The organism is Shewanella waksmanii (assembly GCF_043643685.1).
In the GTDB taxonomy this organism is placed as follows: domain Bacteria; phylum Pseudomonadota; class Gammaproteobacteria; order Enterobacterales; family Shewanellaceae; genus Shewanella; species Shewanella waksmanii_A.
Map to the genome: position 1 here is coordinate 270,066 of NZ_JBHZSN010000006.1, position 14,974 is coordinate 285,039.

At 44.4% G+C, this 14,974-nt stretch carries 15 protein-coding genes; 8 read left to right on the forward strand and 7 right to left on the reverse strand.

Annotation, left to right across the window (positions count from 1 at the left end):
- Positions 1–281: 281 nt before the first annotated feature.
- From ACHUFW_RS11820 to ACHUFW_RS11835, 4 genes are all read left to right on the forward strand, one after another.
- Positions 282–1,457: a Re/Si-specific NAD(P)(+) transhydrogenase subunit alpha gene (locus ACHUFW_RS11820; protein WP_394203276.1), complete on the forward strand. Its 1,176-nt coding sequence runs from the start codon at positions 282–284 to the stop codon at positions 1,455–1,457.
- The gene (locus ACHUFW_RS11825; RefSeq protein ID WP_394203278.1) at positions 1,457–1,732 is read left to right on the forward strand and encodes an NAD(P) transhydrogenase subunit alpha part 2; all 276 of its coding nucleotides are present in this window, start codon (positions 1,457–1,459) and stop codon (positions 1,730–1,732) included. The genes ACHUFW_RS11820 and ACHUFW_RS11825 overlap by 1 nt, the downstream gene beginning before the upstream one ends.
- A gap of 6 nt (positions 1,733–1,738) precedes the next feature.
- Positions 1,739–3,121, forward strand: coding sequence for an NAD(P)(+) transhydrogenase (Re/Si-specific) subunit beta (locus ACHUFW_RS11830; protein WP_394203280.1), 1,383 nt, complete (start codon positions 1,739–1,741; stop codon positions 3,119–3,121).
- 138 nt (positions 3,122–3,259) lie between these two features.
- Positions 3,260–4,627 carry a MipA/OmpV family protein gene (locus ACHUFW_RS11835; RefSeq protein WP_394203281.1) on the forward strand — a complete coding sequence of 456 codons (1,368 nt, stop codon included), beginning with the start codon at positions 3,260–3,262 and terminating at the stop codon, positions 4,625–4,627.
- 68 nt (positions 4,628–4,695) lie between these two features.
- Here ACHUFW_RS11835 and ACHUFW_RS11840 read toward each other — a convergent pair whose 3' ends face one another.
- Positions 4,696–5,778 carry a rhomboid family intramembrane serine protease gene (locus ACHUFW_RS11840; protein ID WP_394203283.1) on the reverse strand — a complete coding sequence of 361 codons (1,083 nt, stop codon included), beginning with the start codon at positions 5,776–5,778 and terminating at the stop codon, positions 4,696–4,698.
- Positions 5,779–5,790: 12 nt separating this feature from the next.
- Positions 5,791–6,393, reverse strand: a complete 603-nt coding sequence (locus ACHUFW_RS11845) for a hypothetical protein (RefSeq protein WP_394203284.1) — start codon at positions 6,391–6,393, stop codon at positions 5,791–5,793.
- A 279-nt stretch (positions 6,394–6,672) separates the two neighbouring features.
- Between ACHUFW_RS11845 and ACHUFW_RS11850 the strand changes: the two genes are divergently transcribed.
- Positions 6,673–6,957 carry a hypothetical protein gene (locus ACHUFW_RS11850; RefSeq protein ID WP_394203285.1) on the forward strand — a complete coding sequence of 95 codons (285 nt, stop codon included), beginning with the start codon at positions 6,673–6,675 and terminating at the stop codon, positions 6,955–6,957.
- Between the two features lie 87 nt (positions 6,958–7,044).
- On the opposite strand, the gene ACHUFW_RS11855 is transcribed toward ACHUFW_RS11850, so the two are convergent.
- The gene (locus tag ACHUFW_RS11855; protein WP_394203286.1) at positions 7,045–7,893 is read right to left on the reverse strand and encodes a hypothetical protein; all 849 of its coding nucleotides are present in this window, start codon (positions 7,891–7,893) and stop codon (positions 7,045–7,047) included.
- Between the two features lie 182 nt (positions 7,894–8,075).
- On the opposite strand from ACHUFW_RS11855, the gene ACHUFW_RS11860 reads away from it, so the two are divergent.
- The 3 genes from ACHUFW_RS11860 (at position 8,076) to ACHUFW_RS11870 (ending at position 12,209) form a co-directional block, all read left to right on the forward strand.
- Positions 8,076–9,002, forward strand: coding sequence for an LpxL/LpxP family Kdo(2)-lipid IV(A) lauroyl/palmitoleoyl acyltransferase (locus ACHUFW_RS11860; protein WP_394203288.1), 927 nt, complete (start codon positions 8,076–8,078; stop codon positions 9,000–9,002).
- Positions 9,003–9,288: 286 nt separating this feature from the next.
- A complete protein-coding gene (locus ACHUFW_RS11865; protein ID WP_394203290.1) occupies positions 9,289–10,761 on the forward strand; it encodes a M16 family metallopeptidase in 1,473 nt (490 codons plus the stop codon).
- Complete coding sequence (locus ACHUFW_RS11870; RefSeq protein ID WP_394203291.1) at positions 10,758–12,209, forward strand: insulinase family protein; 1,452 nt, start codon at positions 10,758–10,760, stop codon at positions 12,207–12,209. The genes ACHUFW_RS11865 and ACHUFW_RS11870 overlap by 4 nt, the downstream gene beginning before the upstream one ends.
- On the opposite strand, the gene ACHUFW_RS11875 is transcribed toward ACHUFW_RS11870, so the two are convergent.
- The 4 genes from ACHUFW_RS11875 to ACHUFW_RS11890 all read right to left on the reverse strand — a co-directional run bounded on the left by ACHUFW_RS11875 (position 12,210) and on the right by ACHUFW_RS11890 (position 14,931).
- Positions 12,210–12,590: a SpoIIAA family protein gene (locus ACHUFW_RS11875; RefSeq protein ID WP_394203293.1), complete on the reverse strand. Its 381-nt coding sequence runs from the start codon at positions 12,588–12,590 to the stop codon at positions 12,210–12,212.
- 280 nt (positions 12,591–12,870) lie between these two features.
- Entirely contained in the window at positions 12,871–13,356 is a 486-nt protein-coding gene (locus ACHUFW_RS11880; protein WP_394203294.1) for an OmpA family protein, read from the reverse strand.
- 301 nt (positions 13,357–13,657) lie between these two features.
- Positions 13,658–14,119: a hypothetical protein gene (locus ACHUFW_RS11885; RefSeq protein ID WP_394203295.1), complete on the reverse strand. Its 462-nt coding sequence runs from the start codon at positions 14,117–14,119 to the stop codon at positions 13,658–13,660.
- Complete coding sequence (locus ACHUFW_RS11890) at positions 14,116–14,931, reverse strand: TIGR02594 family protein (protein WP_394203296.1); 816 nt, start codon at positions 14,929–14,931, stop codon at positions 14,116–14,118. The genes ACHUFW_RS11885 and ACHUFW_RS11890 overlap by 4 nt, the downstream gene beginning before the upstream one ends.
- Between the last annotated feature and the right edge of the window lie 43 nt (positions 14,932–14,974).

A 14,974-nucleotide genomic window follows, 5' to 3' on the forward strand; every position in this document is an offset into this window, starting at 1 on the left:
AAAAAGAATAAAATCTAATTTTTAATTCGTTTTTGGAATATGCAAAGGCGAAATATTGAGCTACAAAAGTGAGGGCGAAAGCTAATTTTTATAAGAAAAAGTGGTGTCTAGCACAGAATCGCAGCGAAAAAAATGTGGCCTAGCGCAAACTTTTTGCTCTGACCAGTGCGAAAACGCGGATTATGAAAAATTCGCGCTTGTGTCTGAAGTTAGACGAGCCACAATAATAACCCTACAAGATATTAATAACGACGTCTGTCCCTAACTAAGAGGTTTCCTCTGTGAAACTAGGTCTACTAAAAGAGAGTCAAATTGGAGAAAAGCGCGTCGCGTTAATTCCAGCTAATGTGACTCGCCTTATCAAACTGAACCTCCAGATCCTTGTTGAATCCGGAGCTGGCCTTGAGGCTGGTTATACCGATGAAGAATATCAACAAGCTGGTGCCACCATTAGCCCCCGTGATCAGATCATTGCTGATGCGGATATCATCACAGTTGTAAACTGCAAAGGGACTCAATTCGACGAGCTAAAAGCTGTCGTAAAACCTCATCAGTTTGTCATTGGTATGATGGATCCGTTAGCCCAAGCGCAAAATGTAGCAGCATTTGCTGAAACCGGTGCAACGGCCATCGCATTAGAGCTTGTACCTCGAATTACTCGGGCTCAAAGCATGGATATCCTATCTTCAATGGCAACCATCGCCGGTTACAAAGCAGTACTACTTGCTGCGCATCAGGCACCTCGCCTGTTCCCAATGATGATGACTGCAGCAGGTACCTTAAAACCTGCACGGGCATTCATCATGGGTGTCGGCGTTGCGGGACTGCAAGCTTGCGCAACCGCTAAACGCTTAGGCGCTGTCGTTGAAGCTTATGACATCCGCCCAGCTGCAAGAGAACAGATCATTTCAGTTGGCGCTAAGCCTGTTGAACTTGACTTAGAAGCTGAAAACACCGAAACCAAAGGTGGTTATGCAACTGAGCAAAGTGATGACTTCCTCAAGCGTCAGCAACAAGCAATGGCTAATGTACTAGCCCAGCAAGATATCGTTATTACCACGGCAGCGATTCCGGGTCGTAAAGCACCGATTTTGATCACCAAGGAAATGGTCGATGCCATGAAACAAGGCACGGTTATTGTTGATTTGGCGGCGGAAACAGGCGGTAACTGTGAGCTTACCCAATTAGATCAAGTGGTAGTTCATAACGGTGTAACCATTCTTGGCCCATCTAATGTGCCGGGAACCGCGGCCACTCATGCAAGCCAAATGTATGGCACCAACATTGAAAACCTACTGAAATTGTTGGTGAACGATGAAGGTAACTTGGTACTTGATTTCGAAGATGAGATCGTCCAAGACACTGTGGCAGCCCACAACAAGCAAGTCCACAATGCTCGCTTACGTGAGCTACTCGATTTACCTGCATTAAATGCAGACAACCAAGAGGCTTCATAATGGAACTATTACTGCTTTTGACTTTATTTATGGTCGCCGTTTTCTTGGGTGTCGAACTAATAACTAAAGTACCACCTACCCTGCATACGCCGCTAATGTCAGGCTCAAATGCGATCTCAGGAATCTCTTTAGTCGGTGCATTACTTTCAGCAGGTTCCGGTGCCGGTTTATGGGTCAATGTACTTGGATTTATCGCCGTGGTTTTAGCCACGATCAATGTGGTTGGTGGCTATATGGTGACCAATCGCATGTTAGCTATGTTTAAAAGGAAATAATGCAGCATGAGTATGACAATTATTTATCTTGCCTACCTTGTGGCTGCCAGTTTATTTATTTTAGGCATTAAGGGGCTCACCAAGCCAAGAACTGCGGTTCGTGGTAACCAACTTTCTGCATTAGGTATGTTTATTGCGGTGGTGGTAACCTTACTCGACCAAAGCATTCTCAGCTATGAGTGGATCATCGCCGGTGTGCTACTCGGCGGTACCATTGGTGCTGTCATGGCTACCAAGATTCAAGTAACTGCCATGCCACAAATGGTAGCTATGCTAAATGGATTTGGTGGTGGTGCGTCGCTATTTATCGCATTGGCCAACTTCCTTGACCCTGAATCTGCAAACCATACAGTGGCGTTAGTCTCAATCAGTTTAACTGTGCTTATCGGCGCAGTGACTTTGTCTGGTTCATTTGTGGCATTTGCAAAACTGCAGGAACTCATCTCAGGTAATCCGATCAAAGTGCCAGGTAATAAAGTGCTCAATGCTCTGCTGCTTGCCAGTGCTTTAGGCTTATCTATTGCCGTTGTAATGGATCCAAGCAATACCGCACTCATTTACGCTTTAGTTGGTGTCGCACTATTACTTGGCCTATTGCTGGTTATTCCTATCGGTGGCGCAGATATGCCGGTTGTGATTGCACTTCTGAACTCCTATTCGGGGATTGCAGCGGCAACAACAGGTTTTATCACTGGCAACACGGTACTTATCGTCTCAGGTTCGTTAGTCGGTGCATCGGGAATTATCCTAACGCAAATCATGTGTAAGGCGATGAACCGTTCATTATTCAATGTATTGTTCGGTGTTATGGCTGAAGGCGGTGATACGGTCGATGCCGATGAAGTCTACGCCGGAAAGGTGACCTCATCATCTCCTGAAGAAGTTGCTATGCTACTTGAAACCGCAGAGCGTGTTGTAATCGTGCCAGGTTACGGCTTAGCAATGGCTCAAGCTCAACACGCTGTGCGTGAACTGGCGTCAGTAATGGAAGGGCGCGGCGCAGAAGTGCTATACGCTATTCACCCTGTTGCGGGGCGGATGCCAGGCCATATGAATGTCCTGTTAGCCGAAGCCGAAGTGCCCTACGATAAACTGATTGAGATGGATGAGATCAATCCACAGTTCGAGCAAACCGATGTGGCTATCGTCATTGGCGCAAACGATGTGACTAACCCAATGGCGCGCGAAGATAAAGGCAGCCCTATTTATGGCATGCCAATTCTTAACGTAGATAAAGCTAAAACCGTGGTGGTGGTCAAGCGTTCTTTAAGCCCTGGCTTTGCAGGATTACCTAACCCGCTATTTGCCAAAGATAACGCATTAATGCTGTTTGGTGACGGTAAGAAAGCGATTGTCGATTTAACTCAAAGCCTTAAAGAGGCCGATTAACATCATCTACAAAGGCTGCTTCGGCAGCCTTTTCATTGGCCAGTCATTTCAGTTCGATTCGCCAATAATCCACTATCCTGATAACATTCCTTTATCATTATTCATGTAATAGCCTTTCGTGTGGAATACAGCGTCACTATGATTCGATATATGTCTTGCCAGCTCAGTAAATTGATTAGTTTATTAATACTCCCTATGAGCTTGGCCTATGCCAGCGACCCTCAAAGCGACAATGATGAAATCAAAGATACGCAACCACAGATATCCGATGCTCTGCGATATGACACCTGGGGCATAGCTATCGGCGTTCGTCGAGGGGACATTCCATACGCTGTTGAAGATGATGAAGTATACGATGTATTGCCATTGCTCAAGTATCAAGGCACTTATGGATTCATTGACGGTATGGAGGCCGGACTACACCTTTGGAAAAATGATGCTCACCAAGTTAACGCCTATACCCGATTTCGATTTGTAGACATCCCCAAAGAACTACAAAATGAATCTCAAGCCCAAGCTTTTGATTTTGGATTACAGTACAAGTTTAATCACGGTCCATGGGAAGCCGATGTTGCACTACTTTCGGACTCCAACAAACGTGGTTACATGTATACACGAACCAAATACCATTGGCATAGTGGTGATTGGGATCTGATCCCTTATGCAGAATTCCAATGGAAAACCGATAAATTTAACCAATACTATTATGGTGTTGACAAATATGACGCTGAAGGAGGGTTGCAGTTCAACGCTGGTATCACTGCCCGTTACCATGTGTCACGTAACCTCTACCTATTAGGCAAGTTCGGCGTCGGTCGACTTGAAGACAGTATCGCGGATTTGCCAACGATTGACAGTCAATATCAGTATGAAAGCTTCCTCGGATTTGGTTTTTTCCCCGAGCCTGGCAAACAGCGGTTTGACTACAAAAACCCAAGTGCAACAGAAGATAACGACCAATTCTTGCGTATTGCTCATGGCTGGGCGACCCCATCAAACCTCAATGATATTTTATCGGGCAACGCTGAAAAAGACCCCTACAATAACCAAATGACCTCCTTGTTTTACGGCACAAGGTTAACTGACACGCTATTTACTTTGCCGATCGAGTTGTATTTCACCCCTGGTGCGGTATGGCATTATGACTCTGAAGTACAAAACGATATTATTGAGGCCGTTGTCGCCATCAAGGCATTCTACACCTTTAAGCTTGGTCCACGTTGGCGCTTAGGGGTCGCAGAAGGCCTGTCCTATGTCAGTAATCTTACTTATATTGAAGGATCAGAAATCGCAGAAAAAGGCTACAAGCCATCTAAACTGCTCAACTACCTAGACTTCTCATTTGAAGTCAACATTGGCGATATCATCAACAGTCAAAGAATGAAAAACTTGTGGCTCGGTTACAGTATTCACCACCGTTCTGGCATCTTCGAAACCAGCTCGGCGTTTGGGCGAATTAAAGGGGGAAGTAACTACCAAACCGTAACGCTGCAATGGCATTTTTAACCCAATAATTTCGGGACAATTAAACTAAGTAAGCAGGTGCTAAAGCATACACCTGCTTACCGATATCATTAGCGCTGAACTTTCAATTCCGACCGATTGAGCATCGCCAATATAGGATTATTGGCCATTACCGACTTTTTCAACCCCACCCCAAGCAATAAGCCGGCGACAAACCCACCAATATGAGCCCAATAGGCTACCCCCTGCCCAGCAGAGAGCACTCCAATAATATTAAATATCAACCAGATAGCGAAAAAGGTAATTGGGCTGACTTTTTTCTGAAAAATGATAAACATGAAAGTCAGGCTAGCATGACGAAACCACAGTAAGTACATACCAAACAAGCCCGCAATGGCGCCACTTGCGCCCACCATAGCGATATTTGATTGTGGATCTGCCGCAATTTGCGCTGCGGCGGCCGCTAAGCCACACAGTAAATACAAGCCTAAGAAACGCGCTCTACCTAGTGCATCCTCTAAATTGTCTCCTACCACATAGAGAAAATACATATTGCCAGCTAAATGCATCAAATCGCCATGGAGAAACATGTGAGTTAACACCGTCCACGGCTGTTGTCCTGCAAGTAATTGATCAGCGCGCATTGCAAACTGCTCAATAACGACTTCAGCTAGCGGTAAATTAAAACCATAGGCGGCGAAGATGCCAATATTGAGCACCATCAACAAGTAGGTAAGCCAAGCCGTAGTTTTTGGCTTCACATTGTATTCAACAGGCATCTGCGATAAGTACTGAAATAGCCAAGTTTTCATATTGATTTGCTTGTCTAACTTAGCCAGCAATTGCTTTATTTTTGGAGAGTCCACCACTTTTTGGGTTTCATCGGCGTCCAACCAAACGCCGTGGCAACTATCACATACGTCTATCTCAACTTCATAGCCTGCCATTAAGTAATAGTGTTCCATCGACTTATCACAATGGCTGCAGTGACGCTCAGAGATACCTAAGAACTCCCCCATCGACTGCTCTAAACGCACACGGTCATCACCGTTATCCGCGCTAGATAGCGCGCTGTTTAATTCTCCTTTTTCAAACCATAACCCACCACACTTCTGGCAGTTATCGACTTCTTCACCGTGAAAATCATAAATAGTAAACTGCCTGCTTTGACAACTTGGGCAACGTATTGACATAAATATCCCTGTTTATTCCACTTCAATATCATTTTCACGTAGCGTCTGCTTAAGCTCGGTGTAACTTTGTTTAAGCATAGGTAACGTAGTTTGGCGCATCTGCTCGGTCAACGCCGATAAGAGTTTGCCACCGTATGCGGCGCCGTAAAATCCACGCTCAACCTTATCAACAATATCGGCTGACTTCATATAAAACCGTCGTGTTTGCGACAGTATTGAGCTAGGGGTTTCCAATGTGTGGGGTGAGTAACGCATGTTATCCCAAACAAACGTTGCCATTATTGGTCGAAAGTTCTTACGTTCATGGGCGGCTTTAGTCACTATGACAGCGACGTAATTATCAATTTCATCGACATTATCAGCAACTTCATCATATAACGCGTGACGCAAGTAGTAGTTATTCTGTTGATTTGTCAACGAGTCGAAAGTGATAGCTTGTGACAGGCCCTCTTGAGCGGCCAAATATACGCCGGCAACCGTGGCCAAAATCATAAATATCTGGCTAATCCAAAAACTGGTTTTCACCAGCTCACGATTATCTAAAGTGGGAAAACGCTTAAGCGCGGGTTGCTGTTGACCTTGGGGATCGGTCACAGCTGATGGTTTAATATCCATATCGTGCTTAACTCCTATACTGCAGCACTCTAACTCCATGTCGATAACGTCAGTTTATAACACTACCGATGTCGACCATAGAATACGTTACTCGCAGCGGGATTGGCTAGCCCCAATCAGCGGATAAGTTTATCTATCAAATGTTTGCTCTGCAAAACAATCAATTCAACCTGCGGCTTGTAAAATGCGACTGGCTTCACTTGCATAAAAATTCAACATCTGCTTATATAGCTACTGGTCGCAAAATATTATGATTTAATCATTAAGGAAGCTGTGTAGATGCAAGCATCGGCACTGAGTCACACTTTTACAGATCTGGGTGAAAGAAGGATCACACAACCAGACATTGACGAACACTGGCATAGACTGACTACCGCACAACGTTTTGCTTTCTATACGTTAGCGAAGCTGGGTTACCAATTGCTATTTGTTAGACGCAATAACAATCAAAGTACCGCAGTAGCAAAGCAAGATGATCAATTAGTCACGATTAATGATGAGGGTGATATCGACTTTAACCCTACGCTAGTGTTACGACAACGCCGAGACGGACGCCCCAACTAACTCCGCTCGAATGCATAGCAAGTCAGACCAGTTACATATTAACAGGGAGCTTTCGGCTCCCTGTTTGTTTTCTACGTCGTGTCACCATTACTCACTTGTGTACATTTGATGCTCTAATAGCCAGTCATTGGCCACCCTTTCCCCCATCATCGTAGATAAAGTTGGTTGTAGGTATTGACCTAATGCAGGCCGACGCCAAAACATATAGTTGGGCAGTGAAAACGTGCGGCCGCGACCAAAAGTTCGGCCAACTAAGCTGGCATATTCCGCTAATTCATCTTTGCTATATTGATGACAGTGAGGATAAAAATCATTAAACAAACTTTGAAAATCACTAAACTCACCTAACTCTGACCAAGTGTAACGCTGAAATAGCTGCCAAAGAATAGGTGAAGACCAATGACTCATAGCTGCAACATCAGTCATCAGAGCTAAGTTGCGGCGATGGTATTGTTGCCATGCCAACGCTTCATCTCGTCGCTCGAGCGCCAATCGCCAAACCAAATACACATCAGCTAACCATTCATGCTGATAGGCACTCCAGGGGGCTTGTTGTGGCTGTAATTTGCCAATTTCTATATGTCCTAATTCATGCCAAAGGGTTAACTCATATTGTTGTTTCAAAGGTAAAGAGTAGGTTTGCTCATTCCAATAAGCGGAAACCTGAGTCGGAATGGCAGATTCAGACAACAATACCAAACCTTCTATACTGGCATCGTCAAAGGGGTACACTAGCGCCCCTCGTCCCCCCAATGCCTGTTGTGCTTGGGATAAGGTATTTGGCACTTTATGGGCGACATGCTTTGGCACTTGCGCAATACATTGCTCGAGTGCCGTAATTGAACACACCAAGGCTTGCCCCTGACTCAGTGGCGTCCAAAGCCAACTGCTGGCCACCAACAACCAAGTATTCAAATCGCCTTCACTCCCTGACATAACAGCAAAATCGCCCTCGCGATTCACCAACTAAAAGAAAATAAATTCAGGTAACCTGAGCTCATGTCGCCAATAACAGACACAAGCGTTTATCTATTTGTTATAAATATCTAATAATCTCACTAATACTATCGAAAATTTAAGTTAGAATAACCCAATAGTCAGAAAATAATGAGTTAGCCGTGATCGACAAAGCCCAGTTTTCCTCTCACCTGTATCATCCCAAGTTTTGGCTGTTATGGTTAGGTGTCGCCTTTATGCGTTTAACCCAAATTTTGCCCCTTAAGTGGCAAATGAAATTAGGTAGCGCCATAGGTAGCTTAGCGATGAAACTTCTCGGGAGCCGGGTAAACACCGCTGAGCGAAACTTAACCTTATGTTTCCCCGACATGCCTGAGCAGCAACGCCAACAACTGCTAAAAAGGAACTTTCAAGAAACGGGTAAAGCTATCTTTGATACCGTTAACGCTTGGTGGTGGTCGGATGAAAAAGTACAGCGACACATGAAAATAGAAGGAAAACACCATGTGGAGCAAACACTTCAAGCAGGTAATGGTGTAATTTTATTTGCAGTTCACTGTCTACCTTTAGAGATGGGAGCAAGGATCTTTGGCCAATTCCAGCCTGGTGTCGGCGTTTACCGCCCACATAACAACCCGGTGATGGAATATCTTCAAGTTAAAGGGCGGCTGCGCTCAAATAAAGCTTTGGTACCTAAGCGAGATGTTAGACAGATGGTGCGCTGCTTACGTAATCCAGATGTGATCTGGTATACCGCCGATCAGGACTTTGGCCGCTCTAGTGCGACCTTTATTCCGTTTTATGCCGTCCCAGATGCGGCAACCATCACTGGGGCAACCACATTAGCCAAATTGGGCCGAGCTAAAGTACTTCCTTTTGTTGTCGTACGTAATGATGATGACAGTGGCTATACCATTAAGATAGAAGCGCCTTTAGACAACTTCCCTGGCGAAGATGAGATACAAGACGCCATTCGTGGCAATAAGATTATTGAATCAATCATAGATCAAAAGCGGGAGCAATATATGTGGCTCCATCGCCGCTTCAAAACTCGTCCTGAAAAAGACGCGCCTTCATTATATAAATAACCCTAAAAAAACTGGGTAGTCTTCCGTCCATAGACTACCCACGTTTCTTCTGTCAGTATCAAAAGCAAACAACCTCGTTAATTGACAAGGCTATTACCAACACAAAAACAGCTAACTGACAAAGTTGCTTTAACCAAATGAAGCTTTATATTAAGGCGTAATGATCTTTCAAGATGATTTTTGCAACACTATTTGCAGCACTATGTAAGAAATTTATTCAAGCAAAATTCAATCGCAAAAGATCAAAGGACCCGAATCATTAAGTCATCTCAACTGGAATGAGTACATGCACAGCCGCCCTGCAAAACTGTTGTTACCAACGTCTGCATTTTATTGGTTTTTAGTTTCAGCCCACTGTATCGCACTAGGGCTATTTCCTCACTTAGCCAATGCGGCAACTATAGAGCCCAGCCTCGACTCCCTTGCTAAGCCACTGTATGAGATTGAGCAAAAAATTCAGTATCGCCAACTTAACAATGGCCTACAAGTTAGAACACTGTCCTTGCCAACAGCAGACAATGTTGTCATTGCAAGCGAGTTTGCGGTTGGATCGCGAGATGAGTTAACAGGCCAGTCCGGCTATGCTCACCTTTTCGAGCATATGTTATTTAAAGGCAGTCAGCAGGCACCCGGTGACAGTTATGCACAGACCATGGCGCAGTTCAGCGGCCGTTTTAATGCCAGCACGTTTTTTGAATATACCAATTATTATGCCACGATTCCCAGCTACGCTCTTGAGCTTGCGCTGTGGCTTGAATCAGACCGATTTGTATCGCCGTTACTCAGTCAACAAACCGTAGAAAACCAACAGCAAACAGTGTTAGAAGAGATGGCGACAACCATAGATAATCAACCCTATGTACGCCAAGCTATGGAGTTTCTACTAACACAAGCTAAAGGCTCTCCCTACAGCCACGCAGTTATCGGCAGTAAACAAGACATTGAAGCAGCAACCCCTAAAAGCCTAACTGAGTTTCACCGCCAGTTTTATCGTCCTGATAATATGCAGTTGACATTAGTTGGCCAACTTCCTGAGACAAGTAACGATTGGGTTGATCAATATTTTGGTCAATGGTCTAAACCGGGCTCCCCCTTACCTGTACGAGATAAGCAATTTACTTTCGCAGCTAAACAAGTACAGGGACAAATAGTTGATTCACGCGGCCCCTGGCCAGCACTTGTGCTCGCATGGCATACCGTGGGACAAGGTCATCCAGACGCGGCGGCTGTCAGCCTCCTTGAGCAATACTTATTGCAAAATCGTAATAGTTTAATTCGTCAAGATGGATTAAAAAACGGTGAGTTTTTCTTAAGTTACTCAATACCTTTATCAATGCACTACATGGGAGTCACTAACCTAGTGTTAGTGCCTAGAGCCTCCATTCCCTTAGATAGCCTGACGGAATCAGTTAATGCCTTCATTAAAGATATTGCGACCCAAGGCATTGATGAGGCTAAGCTCAATCAACTCAAACGAGCCTGGTTAATACAAGCCTTGACCCAACTCGATGACCCAACCACACTCGCCACACAACTGTCTGCGACTCCGACACAAGACAAGCTGACCCCTTTATCAGCCCCTTGGGAGCGCATCAACGCCGTCACGACACAGCAATTACAAAGCGTCGCTGAGCACTACTTCTTAAACGGTACCGTCACACTTAAACTTCTTCCGCCTTGGTATATACGTTGGGGTAAAACCCTTTTGGAATGGTTACCTACAGGGCTAGCTGATACCATTGAGGAGTGGGCTTTATGAGAACAATAACACGCGCTCTAGGAGCTGTTTTAGCCATATTGCTTACTCAAGGCTGCCAGCAAACGAGGGTTGACTTTACCCCCCATCAGGCACCAAGCATTGCCGAATTCTCTAGCTTAACTGGCGCACCTGAGATTACGTTTCCAGCAAAGGTTTCAAACGCCTTAGACAACGCCTATTTGTATCAACAACTCGACCATGTCAGCGTACACCAACTGCCACATACAACATCTAAGTTAAACTACATCAACTTAGTGTTGCTCAACTCGCAACAACCTATGGCGGATATTGATGTCATACAAACAGCATTTCGGCAAAAGGCATTGATGCTTGCTAATAGCAGCTCACTGAGCTGCATAGAGACCCTTCAGGTCAGCGCTGGTGTGCACCATATCAGTTTATCTTTAGCATGCCCTAACGAAGCGTTGTTTGACGCTATCACTTTACTGGTTGAACAGTGGCAACCAGACAGTTTTGCAGCGCTAGATACGCAGCGCATTCAGCGAAACTTAAAACTCAATAAACATATTAATGCGTATAGTGGTGCAGAAATTGATCGCGCTTGGGCGAAACTCATTCTTGGAGAGCTGCATCCTTACAATCAGTCACTCAATAATCCGCAGTGGCAAGATGAGCTCGATAATCTACAACTTACAAACATACAAACCCAGTTACTAGATGGTGCGCAATGGCACTTATTATTGAGCCACTCGCTCAATGACGCTATCATCGCTAAACTCAAGCCTATACTTAAACCTTTAACACATAGCTCTGTGGCGCCTGAGCGCCTTAACTCTGTAGATTCAGCCGCTGCAACAACTGCAAGTAATCAGTTAATTTACCTAATTGACTCACCGGGCGCCGTACAAACACAGGTCAGAGTCGGCTATCGGCTGCCCGATACCAAAATAGCTGCACAGCAATGCCAATTGCTTGCAAGGTGGCTTGGTCGCAGTTTTAGCGGCAGGTTATACTATGATTTACGTGAAACCCGCGGTTTGACGTATGGGGTGTACGGACGCTGCTTTCGTAACCCTCAAGCAACAACGCTAAAGTTTTTTGGGCAAACCAAAGTGCAACATACTGGTACCTTCATGCAAGGCATCCTCGATCATATCAATCTCGCCAAATCAGCACTTGCGGCACCTGCCGAGGTGGACGCCCTAAGCCATTACATGACCAGCCAATACCAGCTTAATGCAAGCAATATCCAAAGTACTCAAGCTTATTACATTAACCAGTTGACCTTGAATATCAGTCAGCAAGAGCGACAAAAGCAACTACAAAGATTGATGCAGATAGATGCCAACTACCTCAATCAAGCGGCGGCATCCATATTTACTGAGTCACCAATTATCTTAATTCGCGCAGATGCTGAGATAGTAACACCTCACTTACGCCAGATGTTCCCCGAAAGGAAGATAAAGGTCATTAAACCACCCGCTTAATCAAGAGGCGGAATCTAACCAAGATATGGCCTCAGCACGGTAATGAAAATGTCTCACATCGGCTATCATCCAGCGTTGGCTTAGCTTAGCTATCACTGGTTGCCAGCTGTCCCCACCAAAAATAGCAATATGGTGAAATGCATCTTGATGTTTAGCTGCAACAAGCAGTTTTTTGCATAATAGCAACAAGCTACAATGTTGCAGCTGGCTAATATCCAGTAGCAGATCAACCCCATGATTTTGGGCTAATAGCAACTGGCACATGGGAGCAACATTATTGCAGTCTCGCTCTGTTACCGTACCAGCCAGCTTACAATCAATTCGCAAATTTGAAACCTGACGAACAACAGAAACAGTAATACTAGGAAAAATGCGCACCATAGCCATATCCTCAACGGTTTCAGCGTATTTGCTGGCAAAGTCTATGGCAATAATTATAGTGCAAAACCAAATGGTAACAGTCCATGTTCAATTCAACTGAATTACCACGCAATTGATTGTCATATCGGGCATTCGTCGGATAAACGCCGTGAAGCTGCTCAGTGTATCAACTTAACAGCCAAACGGATTGGCCTCAAAGTTATAGTAATAAAAAAAGCTAGGTTAAAACCTAGCTTTTTGGGGTTGTGAGTTGAAATCTCGACCAGAGAAATCTGAGCGCCTACCCCTCAATAACAAAGAAATCGACCCTGCGATGTTTAGCACGCTGCTCTTTCGTCAGCGATGGCTTATCAGCTTGTTTTTCAAGCGTACGAAAAGAGGCTTGTAATTGACTTGGCGAAGCACCTAGCAATACCAAGTGTTCGACTAACCCCTGGGCTCGACGCTGAGCTAAAGCCTGATTATAAGCTAAGCTACCAGTGTCATCGGTAAATCCTTGCACTTCAATACGTTTACTGGGGTGATTAGCTAAATAAGTGACAATACAGGACATATTACTATCGAGATTATCCAGTGGTATATCACTGTTTTTGTCATAATATACTGATTTAAATCCAGAGACTTGCTCGCCATTTTTAACAGCGTAATCTAAACAGCTACTAGACATAGTCACTTTAGGTTTAGGCTTAGGTTTCTCTTCTACAGTTGATGCGCATGCAGATAAATAAAGACAGCTCACCACTAAAAATAACAGTCTAAATTTCATAACACCTTCATTTAATCCATTAAATAATGCGCACAAAAATACCGCCACACAGAGTGTTTTTCAAATTTTATTATTTATTATTAAAAACCATAATACTCAAACAAATTAAAAATATTTATCACCAATATCAAAAACTTAAATAAAAATAATTTTTAAAACGCATACAAAAACCCAAAAAACACACCAACATAAATAATAAAATCATGCTTAATTACGACAATATTAACAATTAAAGCACTAATTAATACTAACCCTTAAATACATATACACGCTACAATATGTACATAGGTATAAATTGGTGTTATCGACACCATGAGAAATAACTTTGATAAATATTAACTCTATTGGCCGAACGAGCAAACAATGCATCTATTTCTGCAGTTGGAGGAAAAATAGATCCGGTACCTGGCCAATATAACTGCCCTTGTTCACTCTCACATAAGACGATATTAACCGCAGCTTTATCCAAACTGAGCGTCTCATCTATCTCGGTATACATTTCAAATTCGATAAACTCAAACTCCGCGCCACGATAGGTATTAAGCACATCAGCTGAAATAGTATGGTGTCGCAGCCATTCTTGTGTTTTGGGATCCTGGTAATCGCGACTAACCACTTTAAAATCATGCACTTTAGCTGCGTATGGAGTATTTACCAATGCCGAAACCACCGCATCTGCCGCTAACTGTGGTGCAGTGGTATCACTCGCAGCCTGACACGCCACAACCACCCACAGATTGATCATCAATAATACCAACCTCATGCTTCACTCCCAGCTTGACTCGCACTCGCTGTGTAAATGGGTAAGCTCCTCCCTGCGCGACGGGCATTCATTGGCAACACGAAATCTGTCCACACAGCACGAGAGTATTTGGATATTTGCACTTTATTGGCCTGATTGCCTCCCAACATATAAAGTGACTGGCCATCAGCACTTTGACCCGCAACAAAAGCCACATGGCCACCACCTTGGCGTGATTTAATCCCAATTGCACCATAAACTGGTTCAGTGATCTTTTGGCCAAAATCAATCCATGATTTTGCCCTAAACGCATTCGATACTGGGGTATATCCATTTTGCTGCATAACCCACGCAACAAACGAACCACACCATGCGTTCTCGCCACCTGAGTCATCGGTACCCCAAAATTTAGATGCCTTGAAATACTCTAGTATCCTCGGATTAGCGACAGCGCCAGCTATCTCTGCCTGACCCTGTTCGGCCAAAGCGGTTTTCATCCAAGGCGTGCCTTGTATCAAAGCCGCAGTGTCCACGACGGCAACCGGGGAGCTTGAGATTGACTGTAGTTTTTGATTAAGGGCTCTATGGGAACGACCATTAACATCGATTCTGCCATCAGGGCGAATTAAACCAACGATTTTTCGTTGAAATTGAGTGATAGCAGCCACTGTTTTCGAGTTGGCAGGCACTCGGCCAAGACTGCCATCGACAACAAGTTTGCTTGTAGGGGCAAGCAAATGAATGAGCTTATTTAGCGCTGCTTGAACCGTTTTAATGTCATTAGCTTGGTTGTGTCCATCAACACCAACTGAGCCAGAAAGTTGAATGGTCATGTGTATCCCTCCTTAATACGCGGTTGCATTCCTATGCTTAAAT

What these genes read in the sequence shown, in the direction of transcription:
- ACHUFW_RS11825 (WP_394203278.1), top strand. Translation starts at nt 1,457, where the DNA reads ATGGAACTATTACTGCTTTTGACTTTATTTATGGTCGCCGTTTTCTTG.
- ACHUFW_RS11830 (WP_394203280.1), top strand. Translation starts at nt 1,739, where the DNA reads ATGAGTATGACAATTATTTATCTTGCCTACCTTGTGGCTGCCAGTTTA.
- ACHUFW_RS11835 (WP_394203281.1), top strand. Translation starts at nt 3,260, where the DNA reads ATGATTCGATATATGTCTTGCCAGCTCAGTAAATTGATTAGTTTATTA.
- ACHUFW_RS11840 (WP_394203283.1), bottom strand. Translation starts at nt 5,778, where the DNA reads ATGTCAATACGTTGCCCAAGTTGTCAAAGCAGGCAGTTTACTATTTAT.
- ACHUFW_RS11845 (WP_394203284.1), bottom strand. Translation starts at nt 6,393, where the DNA reads ATGGATATTAAACCATCAGCTGTGACCGATCCCCAAGGTCAACAGCAA.
- ACHUFW_RS11850 (WP_394203285.1), top strand. Translation starts at nt 6,673, where the DNA reads ATGCAAGCATCGGCACTGAGTCACACTTTTACAGATCTGGGTGAAAGA.
- ACHUFW_RS11855 (WP_394203286.1), bottom strand. Translation starts at nt 7,893, where the DNA reads ATGTCAGGGAGTGAAGGCGATTTGAATACTTGGTTGTTGGTGGCCAGC.
- ACHUFW_RS11865 (WP_394203290.1), top strand. Translation starts at nt 9,289, where the DNA reads ATGCACAGCCGCCCTGCAAAACTGTTGTTACCAACGTCTGCATTTTAT.
- ACHUFW_RS11870 (WP_394203291.1), top strand. Translation starts at nt 10,758, where the DNA reads ATGAGAACAATAACACGCGCTCTAGGAGCTGTTTTAGCCATATTGCTT.
- ACHUFW_RS11875 (WP_394203293.1), bottom strand. Translation starts at nt 12,590, where the DNA reads ATGGTGCGCATTTTTCCTAGTATTACTGTTTCTGTTGTTCGTCAGGTT.
- ACHUFW_RS11880 (WP_394203294.1), bottom strand. Translation starts at nt 13,356, where the DNA reads ATGAAATTTAGACTGTTATTTTTAGTGGTGAGCTGTCTTTATTTATCT.
- ACHUFW_RS11885 (WP_394203295.1), bottom strand. Translation starts at nt 14,119, where the DNA reads ATGAGGTTGGTATTATTGATGATCAATCTGTGGGTGGTTGTGGCGTGT.
- ACHUFW_RS11890 (WP_394203296.1), bottom strand. Translation starts at nt 14,931, where the DNA reads ATGACCATTCAACTTTCTGGCTCAGTTGGTGTTGATGGACACAACCAA.